This window comes from Arcobacter siniprincipis (SeqCode) (assembly GCF_048571125.1).
GTDB lineage: Bacteria > Campylobacterota > Campylobacteria > Campylobacterales > Arcobacteraceae > Arcobacter > Arcobacter siniprincipis.
The window spans coordinates 1,664,296-1,678,287 of sequence record NZ_CP182343.1; the positions used below are offsets into that span (position 1 = coordinate 1,664,296).

At 28.7% G+C, this 13,992-nt stretch carries 16 protein-coding genes; 12 read left to right on the forward strand and 4 right to left on the reverse strand.

Annotated elements, in window-relative coordinates; genetic code table 11:
• The 3 genes from torA (at position 1) to nhaD (ending at position 4,488) form a co-directional block, all read left to right on the forward strand.
• Positions 1 to 2,484: a trimethylamine-N-oxide reductase TorA gene (torA, locus tag ACNI3D_RS08365; protein WP_419768965.1), complete on the forward strand. Its 2,484-nt coding sequence runs from the start codon at positions 1 to 3 to the stop codon at positions 2,482 to 2,484.
• A 95-nt stretch (positions 2,485 to 2,579) separates the two neighbouring features.
• Positions 2,580 to 3,023 carry a GyrI-like domain-containing protein gene (locus ACNI3D_RS08370; RefSeq protein WP_419768966.1) on the forward strand — a complete coding sequence of 148 codons (444 nt, stop codon included), beginning with the start codon at positions 2,580 to 2,582 and terminating at the stop codon, positions 3,021 to 3,023.
• A 97-nt stretch (positions 3,024 to 3,120) separates the two neighbouring features.
• Positions 3,121 to 4,488, forward strand: a complete 1,368-nt coding sequence (nhaD, locus tag ACNI3D_RS08375; protein WP_419768967.1) for a sodium:proton antiporter NhaD — start codon at positions 3,121 to 3,123, stop codon at positions 4,486 to 4,488.
• 33 nt (positions 4,489 to 4,521) lie between these two features.
• On the opposite strand, the gene ACNI3D_RS08380 is transcribed toward nhaD, so the two are convergent.
• The gene (locus ACNI3D_RS08380) at positions 4,522 to 5,460 is read right to left on the reverse strand and encodes a DMT family transporter (protein ID WP_419768968.1); all 939 of its coding nucleotides are present in this window, start codon (positions 5,458 to 5,460) and stop codon (positions 4,522 to 4,524) included.
• Positions 5,461 to 5,556: 96 nt separating this feature from the next.
• On the opposite strand from ACNI3D_RS08380, the gene ACNI3D_RS08385 reads away from it, so the two are divergent.
• Together ACNI3D_RS08385 and ACNI3D_RS08390 are read left to right on the forward strand one after the other, a co-directional pair.
• Positions 5,557 to 6,249 carry an aspartate/glutamate racemase family protein gene (locus ACNI3D_RS08385; protein WP_419768969.1) on the forward strand — a complete coding sequence of 231 codons (693 nt, stop codon included), beginning with the start codon at positions 5,557 to 5,559 and terminating at the stop codon, positions 6,247 to 6,249.
• Positions 6,250 to 6,264: 15 nt separating this feature from the next.
• Positions 6,265 to 6,918, forward strand: a complete 654-nt coding sequence (locus ACNI3D_RS08390; RefSeq protein ID WP_419768970.1) for an MOSC domain-containing protein — start codon at positions 6,265 to 6,267, stop codon at positions 6,916 to 6,918.
• Positions 6,919 to 6,925: 7 nt separating this feature from the next.
• On the opposite strand, the gene ACNI3D_RS08395 is transcribed toward ACNI3D_RS08390, so the two are convergent.
• The 3 genes from ACNI3D_RS08395 to ACNI3D_RS08405 are packed head-to-tail and all read right to left on the reverse strand — an operon-like array spanning position 6,926 to position 8,729.
• Positions 6,926 to 7,156 (reverse strand): hypothetical protein, encoded by a 231-nt coding sequence (locus tag ACNI3D_RS08395; RefSeq protein ID WP_419768971.1) that lies wholly within the window; start codon positions 7,154 to 7,156, stop codon positions 6,926 to 6,928.
• Between the two features lie 41 nt (positions 7,157 to 7,197).
• The gene (locus ACNI3D_RS08400; RefSeq protein WP_419768972.1) at positions 7,198 to 8,352 is read right to left on the reverse strand and encodes a DUF3095 domain-containing protein; all 1,155 of its coding nucleotides are present in this window, start codon (positions 8,350 to 8,352) and stop codon (positions 7,198 to 7,200) included.
• A 5-nt stretch (positions 8,353 to 8,357) separates the two neighbouring features.
• The gene (locus tag ACNI3D_RS08405; RefSeq protein ID WP_129099152.1) at positions 8,358 to 8,729 is read right to left on the reverse strand and encodes a winged helix-turn-helix transcriptional regulator; all 372 of its coding nucleotides are present in this window, start codon (positions 8,727 to 8,729) and stop codon (positions 8,358 to 8,360) included.
• A 126-nt stretch (positions 8,730 to 8,855) separates the two neighbouring features.
• Between ACNI3D_RS08405 and ACNI3D_RS08410 the strand changes: the two genes are divergently transcribed.
• Genes ACNI3D_RS08410 through ACNI3D_RS08440 form a run of 7 tightly spaced genes read left to right on the forward strand, consistent with a single transcriptional unit; the run spans position 8,856 to position 13,972 of the window.
• Positions 8,856 to 9,437: an NAD(P)H-dependent oxidoreductase gene (locus ACNI3D_RS08410; protein WP_419768973.1), complete on the forward strand. Its 582-nt coding sequence runs from the start codon at positions 8,856 to 8,858 to the stop codon at positions 9,435 to 9,437.
• 13 nt (positions 9,438 to 9,450) lie between these two features.
• Positions 9,451 to 10,629, forward strand: a complete 1,179-nt coding sequence (locus ACNI3D_RS08415; RefSeq protein ID WP_419768974.1) for an MFS transporter — start codon at positions 9,451 to 9,453, stop codon at positions 10,627 to 10,629.
• Positions 10,630 to 10,641: 12 nt separating this feature from the next.
• On the forward strand, positions 10,642 to 11,391 hold the full coding sequence (locus ACNI3D_RS08420) for a nitroreductase family protein (protein WP_129099155.1): 750 nt from the start codon (positions 10,642 to 10,644) through the stop codon (positions 11,389 to 11,391).
• Between the two features lie 12 nt (positions 11,392 to 11,403).
• Positions 11,404 to 11,700, forward strand: a complete 297-nt coding sequence (locus tag ACNI3D_RS08425) for a putative quinol monooxygenase (RefSeq protein WP_129099156.1) — start codon at positions 11,404 to 11,406, stop codon at positions 11,698 to 11,700.
• 1 nt (position 11,701) lies between these two features.
• Entirely contained in the window at positions 11,702 to 12,004 is a 303-nt protein-coding gene (locus tag ACNI3D_RS08430) for a putative quinol monooxygenase (RefSeq protein ID WP_419768975.1), read from the forward strand.
• A 19-nt stretch (positions 12,005 to 12,023) separates the two neighbouring features.
• Positions 12,024 to 13,052 carry an NADH:flavin oxidoreductase/NADH oxidase gene (locus ACNI3D_RS08435; protein WP_419766690.1) on the forward strand — a complete coding sequence of 343 codons (1,029 nt, stop codon included), beginning with the start codon at positions 12,024 to 12,026 and terminating at the stop codon, positions 13,050 to 13,052.
• The gene (locus ACNI3D_RS08440) at positions 13,052 to 13,972 is read left to right on the forward strand and encodes a DMT family transporter (RefSeq protein WP_419766691.1); all 921 of its coding nucleotides are present in this window, start codon (positions 13,052 to 13,054) and stop codon (positions 13,970 to 13,972) included. Before ACNI3D_RS08435 ends, ACNI3D_RS08440 begins: the two co-directional genes overlap by 1 nt.
• The last annotated feature ends 20 nt before the right edge of the window (positions 13,973 to 13,992 follow it).

Here is a 13,992-nt window from a genome sequence, read left to right on the forward strand (position 1 = left end):
ATGAAAAATATTGATCAGAAAAGAAGAGGATTTATTAGAGTTGCTGCATTATTTAGTACAGTTCCATTTATTGATGCAATTACAAATAGAGGAGAATTACTTGCAGGCACAATTGCAAAATTTTCTACAAAATTAGTTCAAAATGGTGAAATATTGACAGCTGCTCACTGGGGTATGCTTAAATTGACTATAAAAGATGGGAAAGTAGTAAAATCTGAACCTTATCAAAAAACTTCTGATATTGAGAATTCATTACAACATTATACTCAAGATTTAGTATATGCAGATGATAGAGTAAGATACCCAATGGTAAGAAAATCTTATTTAGAAAATCCAGATAGTCCTAAACCTGAATTAAGAGGTAATGATGAATGGGTAAGAGTTCCATATGAAAAAGCAATAAAATTAATATCAAAAGAGCTTAAAAAAACAAGAAAAGAAAAAGGTGCAGAAGGAATTTTTGCAGGAAGTTATGGTTGGAAAAGTAGTGGTAGTATCCATAACTGTAGAGTTTTATTGCATAGATTTATGACTGCAACAGGTGGATTTACAGGAACAGTTGGTGATTATTCAACTGGAGCATCACAAGTAATTATGCCACATGTTTTAGGTACACTTGAAGTATATGAACAACAAACTTCATGGCCTGTTGTACTAGAAAGTTCAAAAGTTGTTGTAATTTGGGGAGCAAATCCACTTGCAACTTTAAAAATTTCATGGACTTCAAGTGATGAAAATGGATTTAAATATTTTGAAAAACTAAAAAAATCTGGTAAAAAAATAATTTGTATTGACCCTTTTAAAACAGAAACTTGTGAATATCTAGATGCACAATGGATTGCACCAAATCCAAATACAGATGTTGCAGTGATGATGGGGATGGTACATACATTATTAGAAGCAAAAAAATATGATGCAGATTTTTTAGCTGAATATACAGAAGGTTTTGATAAATTTAAAGAGTATATATATGGAAAAGAAGATGGTATCGTTAAAAGTGCTAAATGGGCATCAAAAATCTCAGGATTAGATGAAAAAACTATTAGTTCTTTGGCTAATTTATTTTATGATAATAGAACTATGCTTATGTCTGGATGGGGAATGCAAAGATCTCATCATGGTGAACAACCTCACTGGATGTTAGTAACTCTTGCTTCAGTTATTGGACAAATTGGACTTCCTGGTGGTGGATTTGGGTTATCATATCACTATTCAAACGGTGGAGTTCCTACTGCAAAAAGTGCAATTATAGGTGGTATTACAGCAAATGTAACTCCTTCAAAAGATGAAGGTGGAGCAGCATGGTTAAAAAATGCAGCTAAATTCTCTTTCCCTGTTGCAAGAATTGCAGATGCACTTTTAAACCCAGGAAAAACAATAGACTTTAATGGTAAAAAAGTTACTTATCCAGAGATTGATTTTATTTATTGGGTAGGTGGAAATCCAATTGTTCATCATCAAGATACAAATACATTATTAAAAGCTTGGAGAAAACCAAGAACTGTTGTTGTTAATGAAGCATTCTGGACACCAACTGCAAGAATGGCAGATATTGTAATGCCAACAACAACTTCATATGAAAGAAATGATATTACAATGACAGGTGATTATTCTAACCTTAATATTGTTCCTATGAAACAAGCAGTTAAAAAACAATTTGAAGCAAGAGATGATTATCAAATTTTTAGTGACTTAGCAAAAGAGTTTGGTGTATTTGATAAATATACTCAAAATAAAACTGATATGCAATGGGTAGAAGAATTTTATACAAAAGCTTATGAACAAGCTCAAAAAATGAAATTACCAATGCCAACATTTAGAGAGTTTTGGACTAAAAATCAACCAATAACTTTTGATGTTCCATATGAAAATACACAATTTGTAAGATATGCTGACTTTAGAGAAGATCCAATTTTAAATCCACTTGGAACACCATCTGGAAAAATAGAGATTTATTCTAAAACTATAGAAAAAATGAATTATAAAGATTGTAAAGCACATCCAACTTGGTTAGAACCAGCTGAATGGACAGGTATGAAAGAAAAACCTGCAGAATTTGCATTGATTTCTCCACACCCTAGTCATAGACTACATTCTCAACTTAATAATACAAGTTTAAGAAAAAAATATGCAGTTGCAGATAGAGAACCAATTTGGATTAATACTCAAGATGCAAAAGCAAAAGGCATCAAATCTGGTGATGTGGTAAGAGTATTTAATGATAGAGGTGAAATCTTAACAGGTGCAGTTGTAACTGATGGATTAAAACCTGGAATTGTAAGAGTACAAGAGGGTGCTTGGTATGATCCTTTGGAAAAAGGAAAAATTGGTACATTATGTAAAAACGGTAATGCAAACCTTTTGACTAAAGATATACCAACATCAGAACTTGCGATGGGTAATAGTTCAAATACAGCTTTAGTAAATATTGAAAAATATACTAAAAAAGCTCCAGAATTAACAATCTTCAAACAACCTAACTAAAATAAAAGTAGAGATTTCTTCTCTACTTTTTAACTTCAAGATAAAAGTAGTTTATTTTCTATATAATCATTTCTAAAAAATATAAAAGAGAGAATATGAAAGTAACAAGAGTAAAAAACTTAATGATTTCAGGTCTTAGTATTGTCACAAATAATAAGCTTGAATTTGAATCTGAAAATGGTAAAATACCTCAATTATGGGATGATTATATTGAAAAGAATATTTATGGAAGTACTTTCAATAAAGCAAATAGTAAATATATGTATGGTGTTTATAGTGACTATACAAGTGATGTAACAGGTGATTATAAAGTAACTGTTGGTGTAGAAGTTACTAAACCAAAAAATGCTTTAGTAATAAAAGATGAAAGATACTTAGTTTTCTCAAAAAAAGGTGAACTACCTGATGTTGTAGTTGAGACTTGGGTTGAGATTTGGGAATACTTTGAAAATAATAATGAATATGAAAGAAAATATAGTATTGACTTTGAAAAGTATGTAAAAGAAGATGAAATAGAGATTTATATCTCAATTAAATAATTATTTGAGATAATATTTAATTATTTTTTATTAAGTATTATCTTATTTAAATAAATATTGAATACAATAACGGCACAAAACTCCAGGAGAAATTATAATGTTTAAAATTTTTGGTATTTTAGCTCTTTTTTTATCAAATGTTGCATATGCAACTAATTTAGGCGAGCCAGATTTAACAAATACATGGGTTGGTATTATCTCTTTATTTTTATTTGTTGTTGGTTACTATGTAATAGCAAATGAAGAAAAATATGGAATTGATAAATCTGTTCCAGCACTGTTTGTTGGTATTTTTACATTTTTATTAATCGCAATTTATTTTGTCACAAATAATTTAGATATAAAATTAGTACATGAAGAAGCAGAAAATGTTATTTTAGAAATTGCAGAAATATTTTTCTTTTTGTTTGTTGCTATGACATATATTGAATCACTACTACATATGAGAGTTTTTGATAGGTTAAAATATAATCTTGTATCAAAAGGTTATAGTTATAGAAAACTTTTTTGGCTTACTGGGCTATTATCATTTTTTATATCACCCTTTGCTGACAACCTTACTACCGCTCTTATTTTATCAACTGTACTTTTTACAATTGAAAGAGATAAAAAAGAATTTTTAGTCCCAGGAGCTATTAATATAGTTGTTGCTGCAAATGCAGGTGGTGCGTGGAGCCCTTTTGGAGATATTACCACTCTTATGGTGTGGACATCAGGGAAAGGTGACTTTTTAGACTTTTTATACTTATTTCCTTCATCTATTTTAGGTTATTTAGCAACGGCATTTTTATTATCTTTAGTAGTTCCAAAAACAAAACCTGCTTTTGATAGCGAAGTTGAAATTCCCTTAATGAAAGAGGGTGCTAAAACAATTATTTTTTTAGGTGCTGTAACTATTGTCATGGCAGTTATTTCACACCAAGTGTTAGATTTTCCAGCAATGTGGGGTATGATGTTTGGTTTAGTATTATTAAAAGCATATTCATTTAAATTGCAAAAAAAATTTGGTAAAAATCACTTTGATGTATTTCATTCAATGGCAAGAATTGAAAATAATACTTTGATGTTCTTTTTTGGTATTTTATCAGCAGTTGGTGCTTTATATTTCTTAGGATGGTTAACTTTAGCTTCTATTGTGTACGAGCCAAATTATTTAGGACCTATTTATTCAAATATTGCTGTTGGATTCTTATCAGCGATTGTGGATAATGTTCCTGTAATGTCTGCAATATTAAAAGCAAATCCAAATATGGATTTATCAAATTGGTTATTAGTTACTCTAACTGCTGGTATTGGTGGTTCATTAATATCTTTTGGAAGTGCTGCTGGTGTTGGAGTAATGGGTAAACTAAAAGGTATATATACTTTTTCTAGCCATATGAAATATGCTTGGATGATATTAGTTGGTTATTTTATTTCTATAGTTATTTGGTATTTTCAATTTGAGATGTTAAAAATTTATTAATATATAAAAGCTTTCTATAAAAGAAAGCTTTTATTATATTGTATTTTGATATTTTGTAAATAAAAACAAACCTACCATAATAAATGAAAGTCCTACAATTGAAGTAAGATTTAATGATCCACTTCCTAAAAATATTATTCCCCCAATTAAAGCAAACACTACTTCACTAGCTTGAGTGGCATCAACTGCTGCTATTTCATTTGAATCTTTAGCTATGTTTCTAGTATATAAAAAAATTGAAGTAGCCAAAACACCAGAAAACAAAGCTACAAGTGCAGTATTAAAAATCTGAGAGTCACTTGGAGTAGCTGGTTGAATAATTGCTACTAATACAAACCATAAAGGTAAAGAACCAACAGATAGTAAAAAGACTTTATTAAAAGCATTATTTAATAACTTTGATTTTATTTGTGGTACATTTTTATGATTTCCGTTTTTTGCTTCCCAAACAAGCTGATTTCCAATAGGATAACAAAAAGAAGCAATTAGAATGGGAAACCCACCTAATAACAAAGCATTTAAATCAAAAGATTCCATATGCGATAGATTTACTAAACAAACACCCATAAATACAAGTGCAGAGAAAAACCAAATTTTTTTAGGAAATTTTTTGCCAAAAAACATTAATACAAAAAGTGTAGCCACAACTGTAAATTGCCAAGTTGCAGCTATAACCCAACCTGGAGAAAAATCAGCACTAAAACAAATTAAGGCATAAAAAAATCCAAAACCAATAGTCCCACTTATTGTCCAAAAGATATAATTAGATATATATAATTTACAAACATCAATAAGCCTTCGTATTCCACCTTGAAATAACAAAACTAAAACCAAAAATAAAATCATAAAAAAGTATCTAAGGCTTGCAGACCAAAGCCAATGTCCACCCGATACACTCATTAGCTCATTTAATACAAAAGTTGTACTAAAAAAAGCTCCTGCAATAATTCCTAAAACAATCAATTTAAACATAAACATATCCAAGAAAATAATTTTTATGAAGTCTAACACAATGTCACTTTATCTTTTTTGTGTTATAGTACTAAAAAATTTGATAATGGTTATAAAATGAAAACAATAGGCTTATTAGGTGGTATGAGTTGGGAAAGTACTGCTTTATACTATAAACAGATAAATGAAGAGATAAAAAATAGATTAGGCTCTTTACACTCAGCAAAAGTAATTATTTATAGTGTTGATTTTGATGAAATTGAGAAGTTACAACATACTGAACAGTGGAATAAAACAGCTGATATCTTAACTACTGCTGCCCAAAATATAGAAAAAGCAAGTGCAGATTTTCTTTTGATTTGTACAAATACTATGCATAAAGTTGTACCTCAAATTCAAACTAAGATAAATATACCAATAATTCATATTGCAGATGCAACAGCAAAAGTTTTACAAAAAGAAAATATAAAAAAAGTTGGCTTGCTAGGTACTGCTTTTACTATGAAAGAAGATTTTTACAAAAATAGAATAAGTGAAAACTTTGGTATAGAAGTTCTTGTACCAAATGAAGAAGATATAAAAATCATACATAAAGTTATATATGAAGAGTTGTGTCTTGGTATTATAAAAGAAGAATCAAGAAAAAAGTATCTAAAAATCATTGAGAAATTAGTATCAAATGGAGCAGAAGCTATTATCTTAGGTTGTACAGAAATATGCATGTTAATTTCATCAAATGATACTGATGTAAAACTTTATGATACTACAAAAATACATGCAATAGAAGCTGTGAATTTAGCTTTAGACTAAAATAAGGAGAAAAATATGAACAAAATATTATCAAAAATAATATCACTAAAAGTTGGAAAAGCAAAAGAGTTAATAAATAAAGAAAAAATAATGCAATCAGCTATAAATAAAACTACTGTAGAAGAATCATATCTTACAGATATAGGTTTTAAGGGCGACGATCAATTTAATAAAAAATACCATGGTGGACCAAATAAAGCAGTACTTTTTTACTCTTCTTTAACTTATAAAAAAGTAAATGAAGTATTAAATATAAATTTAGACTATAAAGATATTTCACCTTTGGGTGAAAATTTACTTGTATCAGATATTACTGAAGATGATATTTGTGTGGGAGATATTTTAAAGTTAGGCGAGGCTATAGTTCAAGTAACACAACCAAGAGAACCTTGCAATGTATTAAGTATAAATACAAAAAATAAAGAGATGTTAAAAACTGTAATGAAATATGGATATACAGGTTGGTATGCAAAAGTTTTAGAAGAGGGGATTGTAAAACAAACTGATAATGTAGAACTTGTTGAAAGATTATTCCCAAATCTAACAATATCAAAATTAAATAAAGCAAAATCAAATCCAAAAGATAATCTTGACTTTATACAAGAATCTATATCTTGTGAAGTATTAGGTGCACCTTTTAAAGAGGCTTTAGCAAAACATCTAAGATAAAATAGTATTAAACTATTTTATCTACTTCATAATGATAACATTCTTTTATATTGCTATATTCAAAATCTTTATATTCACTTGAAATTATCTCATAATTGAGTCTTGTTAGTTCATCATTTAGACTGATTTTTGAAAAGTCCATTGAAAGTAATTTGGGAAAATTCTCAATTATATTTCCAATAGTTGTAATACTATCAAAACTATTTGGGTCAAAAGGTGCTTTACTTTTTTTACTCATAAATATCCTTATTTGTAGTATATTTATTTAGTATGCATTTTTCATTCTTTTGATTTCAATCTAGCCTTTAATTCTTTTGATGCAAGAGCATAACCACCATTTGAACTATCCACAAAGTGAATATGTTTTCCATGTCTTTCAAAAATAAGACAAGTCATAAGAGCTGAGTTTGATTTATGAATACCATAAGCTAAGTTACCTATTTGATATTCTTGTTCTAAATACTCTTCAAGCTCTTTTGTTTGATCTTTATCTGTAGAGATAACCATTCTAAGCATATCATCAAACTTTTCAGTGTCAGTTGTTCTTATAACTCTATTTTTATAATCACTCCATTGTCCACTAGAATACTTCATAAGAAGAACTCCTAATAAATTTTCAATGAGTAATCGTAATATTAAAAAAAACCTAGAAAATATATTTGAAGAAAAAACTGAAGCTTCTGCATTTAAAACCATAGGATTAAAAGAAATAACAAGTTGATTTATCTCTTTTATAGGATTTCTTTGTGAATATGAACCTGCTATTTCATGTATTTTATTCAAAGTATTTTGGTAAATTTCATTTGATTTTTCAGGATTTGTACTTTTAATTAATAAGGAACTTGTTTCATCTTTTGGACTTTTTATATCTTCCCAGCGGCACTCTAATCCAACAAAATCAGGTGTATAATCATAAGTAAAGTTTTCATCTATCTTAAAATTTGTATACTCTTTTTTTAGTAAATTTTCTGCAAGTTCTAGACCATTTCCTCTAACTATTGCTTGCGTAAAATCTTTAGAAACTTTAAACTTGGTGATTTCTATAAAAGAGCCTCTTTTAACAATCTCTTTTATACTTATAACTCCCACTCTTAGGTCTAAATCAAATGATTCTTTTGCTTTTTTGGCAGTTTCTATTAAAACAACTTTTGACTTATCAAGTAAATGGGGAGGTATAATTAAACTTGCACCATCTCCTCCAAATATATATGGAAATTCTGAATTTTTATCAATATTTAATATACCAATAATAGTTAAAGCAGCCACAAAATTTACTTTTTTGTACATACCTTCTTCTATTGCTTTTGTAGAATCAACAATATCAGAGACTATTACAAACCAATCATCTGGAATTTTATGGTAATTATTATTATCCATAATTAAAGAGAAATCTTTTATCTCTTTAATCTCTTTATAAAAAGTTGTTGTGTTCATAGAGTCTATTTACAAAGATTTGTTTTGCATTGATCATCACTAGTTATCTCACCACATTCTTCAACATATGATATTCCCCATTTGTACATTTCTTCAAGTACTGGTTTTAATTTCTTTCCACATTCTGTTAAGCTATATACTACTTTTGGTGGAACTTCTGCATATACCTCTCTGTGAATAATCTTTTTCTCTTCTAGTTCTTTTAATTTTATAGTTAATGTTTTTTGAGTTATCTCACATACAGTTTCATGTAAATCTTTAAATCTCATGTCACCATCTAAGAGGTGCCAAATTATTCCTAATTTCCATCTGTCATTAAATATGTCAAGAGTAACCGAAACTGAACATTTATACTCTTTGTCATTTATATAATACATAATAAATCCTTTTATAAATTTCATTATATCATAAAGTTTATAAATTACCATTACTTTACTTTATGTAAGTAAGAGTGAATTAAGTTTATTGCATATATAATTCTCAAATATACTCAAGGAGAGAAAATGAAAAAAGTATTAATTTTAAATGGACATCAGCATTATGATGGAATAGCAGAAGGTAATTTAACTAATAGTTTTATAAATAAAGCAAATGAATTTTTTATTAAAAATGGATTTGAAGTAAAACAAACACATATTGAAAAAGGTTATGAAAAAGAAGAAGAGATAGAAAAGTTTGAATGGGCTGATTATATTTTATTTCAATATCCAGTTTATTGGATGGGCCTTCCTTGGATAGCAAAAAAATATATTGATGAGACATTTACTCATGGACGACATTATGCAAGTGATGGGAGAAGTAGAGAAGATGCTTCAAAATTATATGGAAGTGGTGGATTACTAACAGGCAAAAAATATATGCTATCTTTGACATATAATTGTCCTGAATCTGCATTTAATAATAAAAATAGTTTATTTGATGGAATGTCTTTAGACGAAGCTCATGTTGCAGTTCATAAAACTTTTCAATTTTGTGGATTAACACCTCTTGAAACTTATGCAGTGCATGATATTTTCAAAGGTGATTTAAATTTAGAGTTAGAGTTAGAAAAATTTGAAAAAGTTTTGACTAAAAACTTTTTATAAAAAGGAATTTTTTATGCCAATAGCTTTATTTGCATTAACTTTAAGTGCATTTGCAATAGGAACAACAGAATTTGTTACAGTTGGATTGGTTCCAACTATATCAAGTGATTTGAATATATCTGTTCCTTCAACTGGTCTTTTAGTAACAATGTATGCTTTAGGAGTAGCTATTGGTGCTCCTATTTTAACAGCATTAACAAGTAAATATAATAAAAAATATATTTTGATTTGTGCAATGGTTGTCTTTTCTTTGGGTCATGTTGTTGCTGCTCTTGCACCAAATTTTACTACTTTATTAATAGCAAGAATTGTTACAGGACTAACACATGGTTTATTTTTCTCTTTAGGTGCTACAATTGCAACAAGTTTAGTTTCAAAAGAAAAAGAAGCAAGTGCAATTGCTGTGATGTTTGGAGGTTTAACTGTTGCAATGGTGACAGGAGTTCCTTTAGGTACTTTTATTGGGCAAAACTTTGGTTGGAGAGAGACTTTTATGTTAATTTCTATTTTGGGAAGTGTTGCCTTTATTGGTATGGCATTTTTAATACCAAAAGAAGTTAGAACGACAACTCCTGCAAAATTTTTTCAACAATTAAAAATATTGGGAAATCCAAGATTATTAATTGCTTATTTAATCACAATTTTTGGATTTGGAGGAGCTTTTATAGCTTTTACTTTTTTAGTACCCATTTTACAAGATATTACAAAATTTTCACCTAGTATTATTTCTATAATTTTATTAGTTTTTGGTTTATCAACTGTTGTTGGAAATTTTATTGGTGGAAAACTTGCAGATGTATTTGGAGTAAATAAAGTTTTATTTGGAGCTTACTTTTGTTTAAGTATGGTTCTTTTATCTTTTAATTTTTTTGTTCAAAACCAATATATCACAATAGCAATTTTGATTTTATGGGGAATCTTTGCCTTTGGAAGTAGTCCTGCTCTTCAAGCAAATGTTGTAAAATTAGCCAAAATAAATGAACCTCATGCTGTAGATGTAGCATCAGGTTTTAATATATCTGCTTTTAATGTAGGTATTTCATTGTTTTCATTTTTAGGCGGTGCAATAGTTACAAACATGGGATTAGTACAAACAATTTTATTTTCATCGGGTGTTGTATTCTCATCTTTATTTTTAATCTGGATTGGATATATGATTAATAATAAAGTAGTATTATCACAAACAAATTAAAAAGGAGAATTTATGAACGAAATTATAAAACAATTAAGTAATAGAAAATCAATAAGACAATTTACAGGTGAAATTATAAGTGATGAAGACCTTGAACTTATCATAAAAACAGCACAAAGATGTCCTACTTCTATAAATGGGCAACAAATATCTTTAGTGTATACAAGAGATAAAAATAAAATTAAACAAATAGCAGAACTTTGTGGTGGACAACAACAAGTGGCAACAGCTGATGTATTTATTTTTATATGTGTTGACTTTAATAGAACTATTTTTGCAGTTGAGCAAACTGGAGAAGAACATCAAATTGATAAATCAGCTGAAGGTGTACTTGTGGGTGCCGTTGATGCTGGAATCATGTTAAATGCAATACAAATAAGTGCAGAATCACTTGGTCTTGGAACAACTGCAATTGGAGCTGTAAGAAACCAACCAGCTGCTATAATTGAGTTATTAGGACTTCCACCAAAAACATTTCCAATTGTTGGAACTACTATTGGAGTACCTACAAAAGAAGCAAAAGATGCTCCACTTAAACCTAGAATTCCAATTGAAAGCTTTGCTTTTGAAGATAAATATGATGATAAAAAAGTAAAAGATGGTGTTTTATTATATGAAAAACAAATGAAAAAATTCAGAGTTGATAATAATATGAACTATTTACAATCATATTGTGAGCAAACTGCAGGTTATTATAAAAATATCTATTTTAGAAAAATTGAAGAAAACTATACAAAACAAGGTTTTGTATTTAAAGATTAAAAAGGATATATCATGAAAAATATAGTAATCGTAGCTAACGTTAAAGTAAAATATGAATTTAAAGATGAAGTTTATAATGAACTTGTAAAATTACATGAAGCAACTCATAAAAATGATGAGGGTTGTATTCAATATGATTTACATAAAAACTTAGAGGATGAAAATAGTTTTACTTTTGTAGAAACTTGGCAAAATGCAAAACTTTTAGATGAGCATATGCAAAAAGAACATTTTTTAAAATTTGCCCAGTTTGTAGATGGAAAATTAGAAAGTATGGATATACAAAAATTAGAAAAAGTAGAAGCTTAATATGATTATTGCAATTGTAAAAGCAAAAATAAAAAATAATAAACATGATGAGCTAAGAAAAATAGCAAATATTTTGCAGTATGAATATGCAGTAAATGAAAAAGGTTGTGAACAATATGAGTCATTTATTGATGGTGATACTTTTATCACCATTGAAAGATGGAGTTCTCAAGAATTGCTTGATTTACACCTTGAAGCCCAGCATGTAAAAGTTTATGTACCTAAGTTAAGAGAGTGTGTTGTTGATGAAACATTTGATGTACAATTTATAAAAAGTGATGATGTTTCTTTCGTAAAAATATAAAAAGATTCAAAGGAAATTTATGAGTTTACTATTTACAGAAGGACAAATAGGAAATTTGAAATTAAAAAATAGAATAGTTATGCCTCCTATGTGTATGTATTCAAGTGATAATAGTGGTGAATTAAAAACTTTTCATAAAGGACATTACTTAGCAAGAGCCATTGGTGGTGTTGGTTTTATTATTGTTGAAGCAACAGCTATTGAGCCAAGGGGAAGAATATCTGCTAATGATTTAGGTCTTTGGGATGATTCTTTAATTGATGCTCATAAAAAACTAAATGAACAAATGCACTCATTTGGAGCAAAAACTGCTATTCAAATAACTCATGCTGGTAGAAAATGTACAGTAGAAGATGAAACTCCTATTGCACCAAGTGCTATTGCTTTTAGTGATAATAAACCTTTTAAAATGCCAAAAGCTGCAACACTTGAAGATATAAAAAATATAAAAGAGTTATTTGTTAAAACTGCACTTAGAGCTAAAGAAGCTGATTATGATGCAATTGAACTTCATGGTGCACATGGATACTTTTTATGTGAATTTTTATCACCATTAAGCAATTTAAGAGATGATATTTATGGTGGAAGTTTAGATAATAGATGTAGATTACTTTTAGAAACAGCAAAAGAGATTAAAGAAAAAGTTGATTTGCCTTTGATTGTAAGAATTAGTGCTGATGAATGGATGAATGAAGGTTGGAATATAGAAGACTCAATTTATCTATCAAAAGAGCTTGAAAAAGTAGGAGTTGATTCTATACATGTTTCATCTGGTGGAAATCAAGAAAAACCAAATAAACCAATAAAATTAAAACCTATGTATCAAGCTGATTTTGCAAAAGATATAAAAGAAGAAGTAAATATTCCTGTGATTGCTGTTGGACTAATTACAACAGCACAAGAGGGTGAAAAACTTTTAGAAGAAAGATATTGTGATTTTGTTGCATATGGTAGAGAATTATTGCGTTCTCCTAATTTTGCATTTCTTGCAGCAAATGAATTTAATGAAAAAGAGTTAATAAACTCTTCATATATGAGGGCATTTTAGTGCATAAAGAAGAAAATAAAACCAAATATTTTATTGGTATGTTGATAGCTATGTTACTTTGGGGAGTTGCATGGACTTCTGGAAAAGCAGCAGTTGAACACTCAAATATACAAGTGGCATCATTTTGGAGATATACTATTTCTTTTATTGGAATGATACCTGTTATGATTTATATGAAAAGATCTTTAAAAACTGACTTTCTAGGATATATTTATATGATTTTGGCAGCATTATTAAGTGCAGCTTTTAGTTATCTTTTTTTTGCAGGTCTTGCCCATGGAGAAGCTGGATATGGAGGGACTATGGTAACTTCATTGGTTCCTTTAATCACTTATTTTTTGTCTATACTTATATTTAGAACAAAAGTATCAGCTAAGCAAGTATTTGCCTTGGGTATTGGTGTATTTGGGGCTATTGTATTATTGAAAATTCCAATGGAGGGATTAGGCTTTTTAAATCTTGATAGTATATATTTTTTAGTCTGTGCTATTGTTTGGTCTTTTGTTACAGTTTTAACACAAAAGGCTTCAAAAAGAGTTGACCCTATGTTTTATACTTTAGTAATCTTTGGTGTAACTGCCTTTACAAATATGATTTTCGCCTTACCACATCATCCTTTTGAAATAGGGTTGTATGATTCTATATTCTGGTTAAATATATCATTTGTAGGATTATTCTCAGGAACTTTTGCAATGGCAATATTTTTTGCAAGTGCAAGCAGAATTGGTGCACATAATACTGGAGTATTTATGTTTATAGTTCCAGTTGGAGCTATTATATCTAGTTATTTTGCTTATGATGAAAAAATTGCTTTGTCTACTATTCTTGGTTGCTTGTTGTCTCTCGTAGCAGTAATTTTATTTAATAAAAAAAGTAAATTAGAAAAAATGAGATTAAAAGAAGAAGAACTAATTGTTTAATAATTGTTAAATAATTTAAG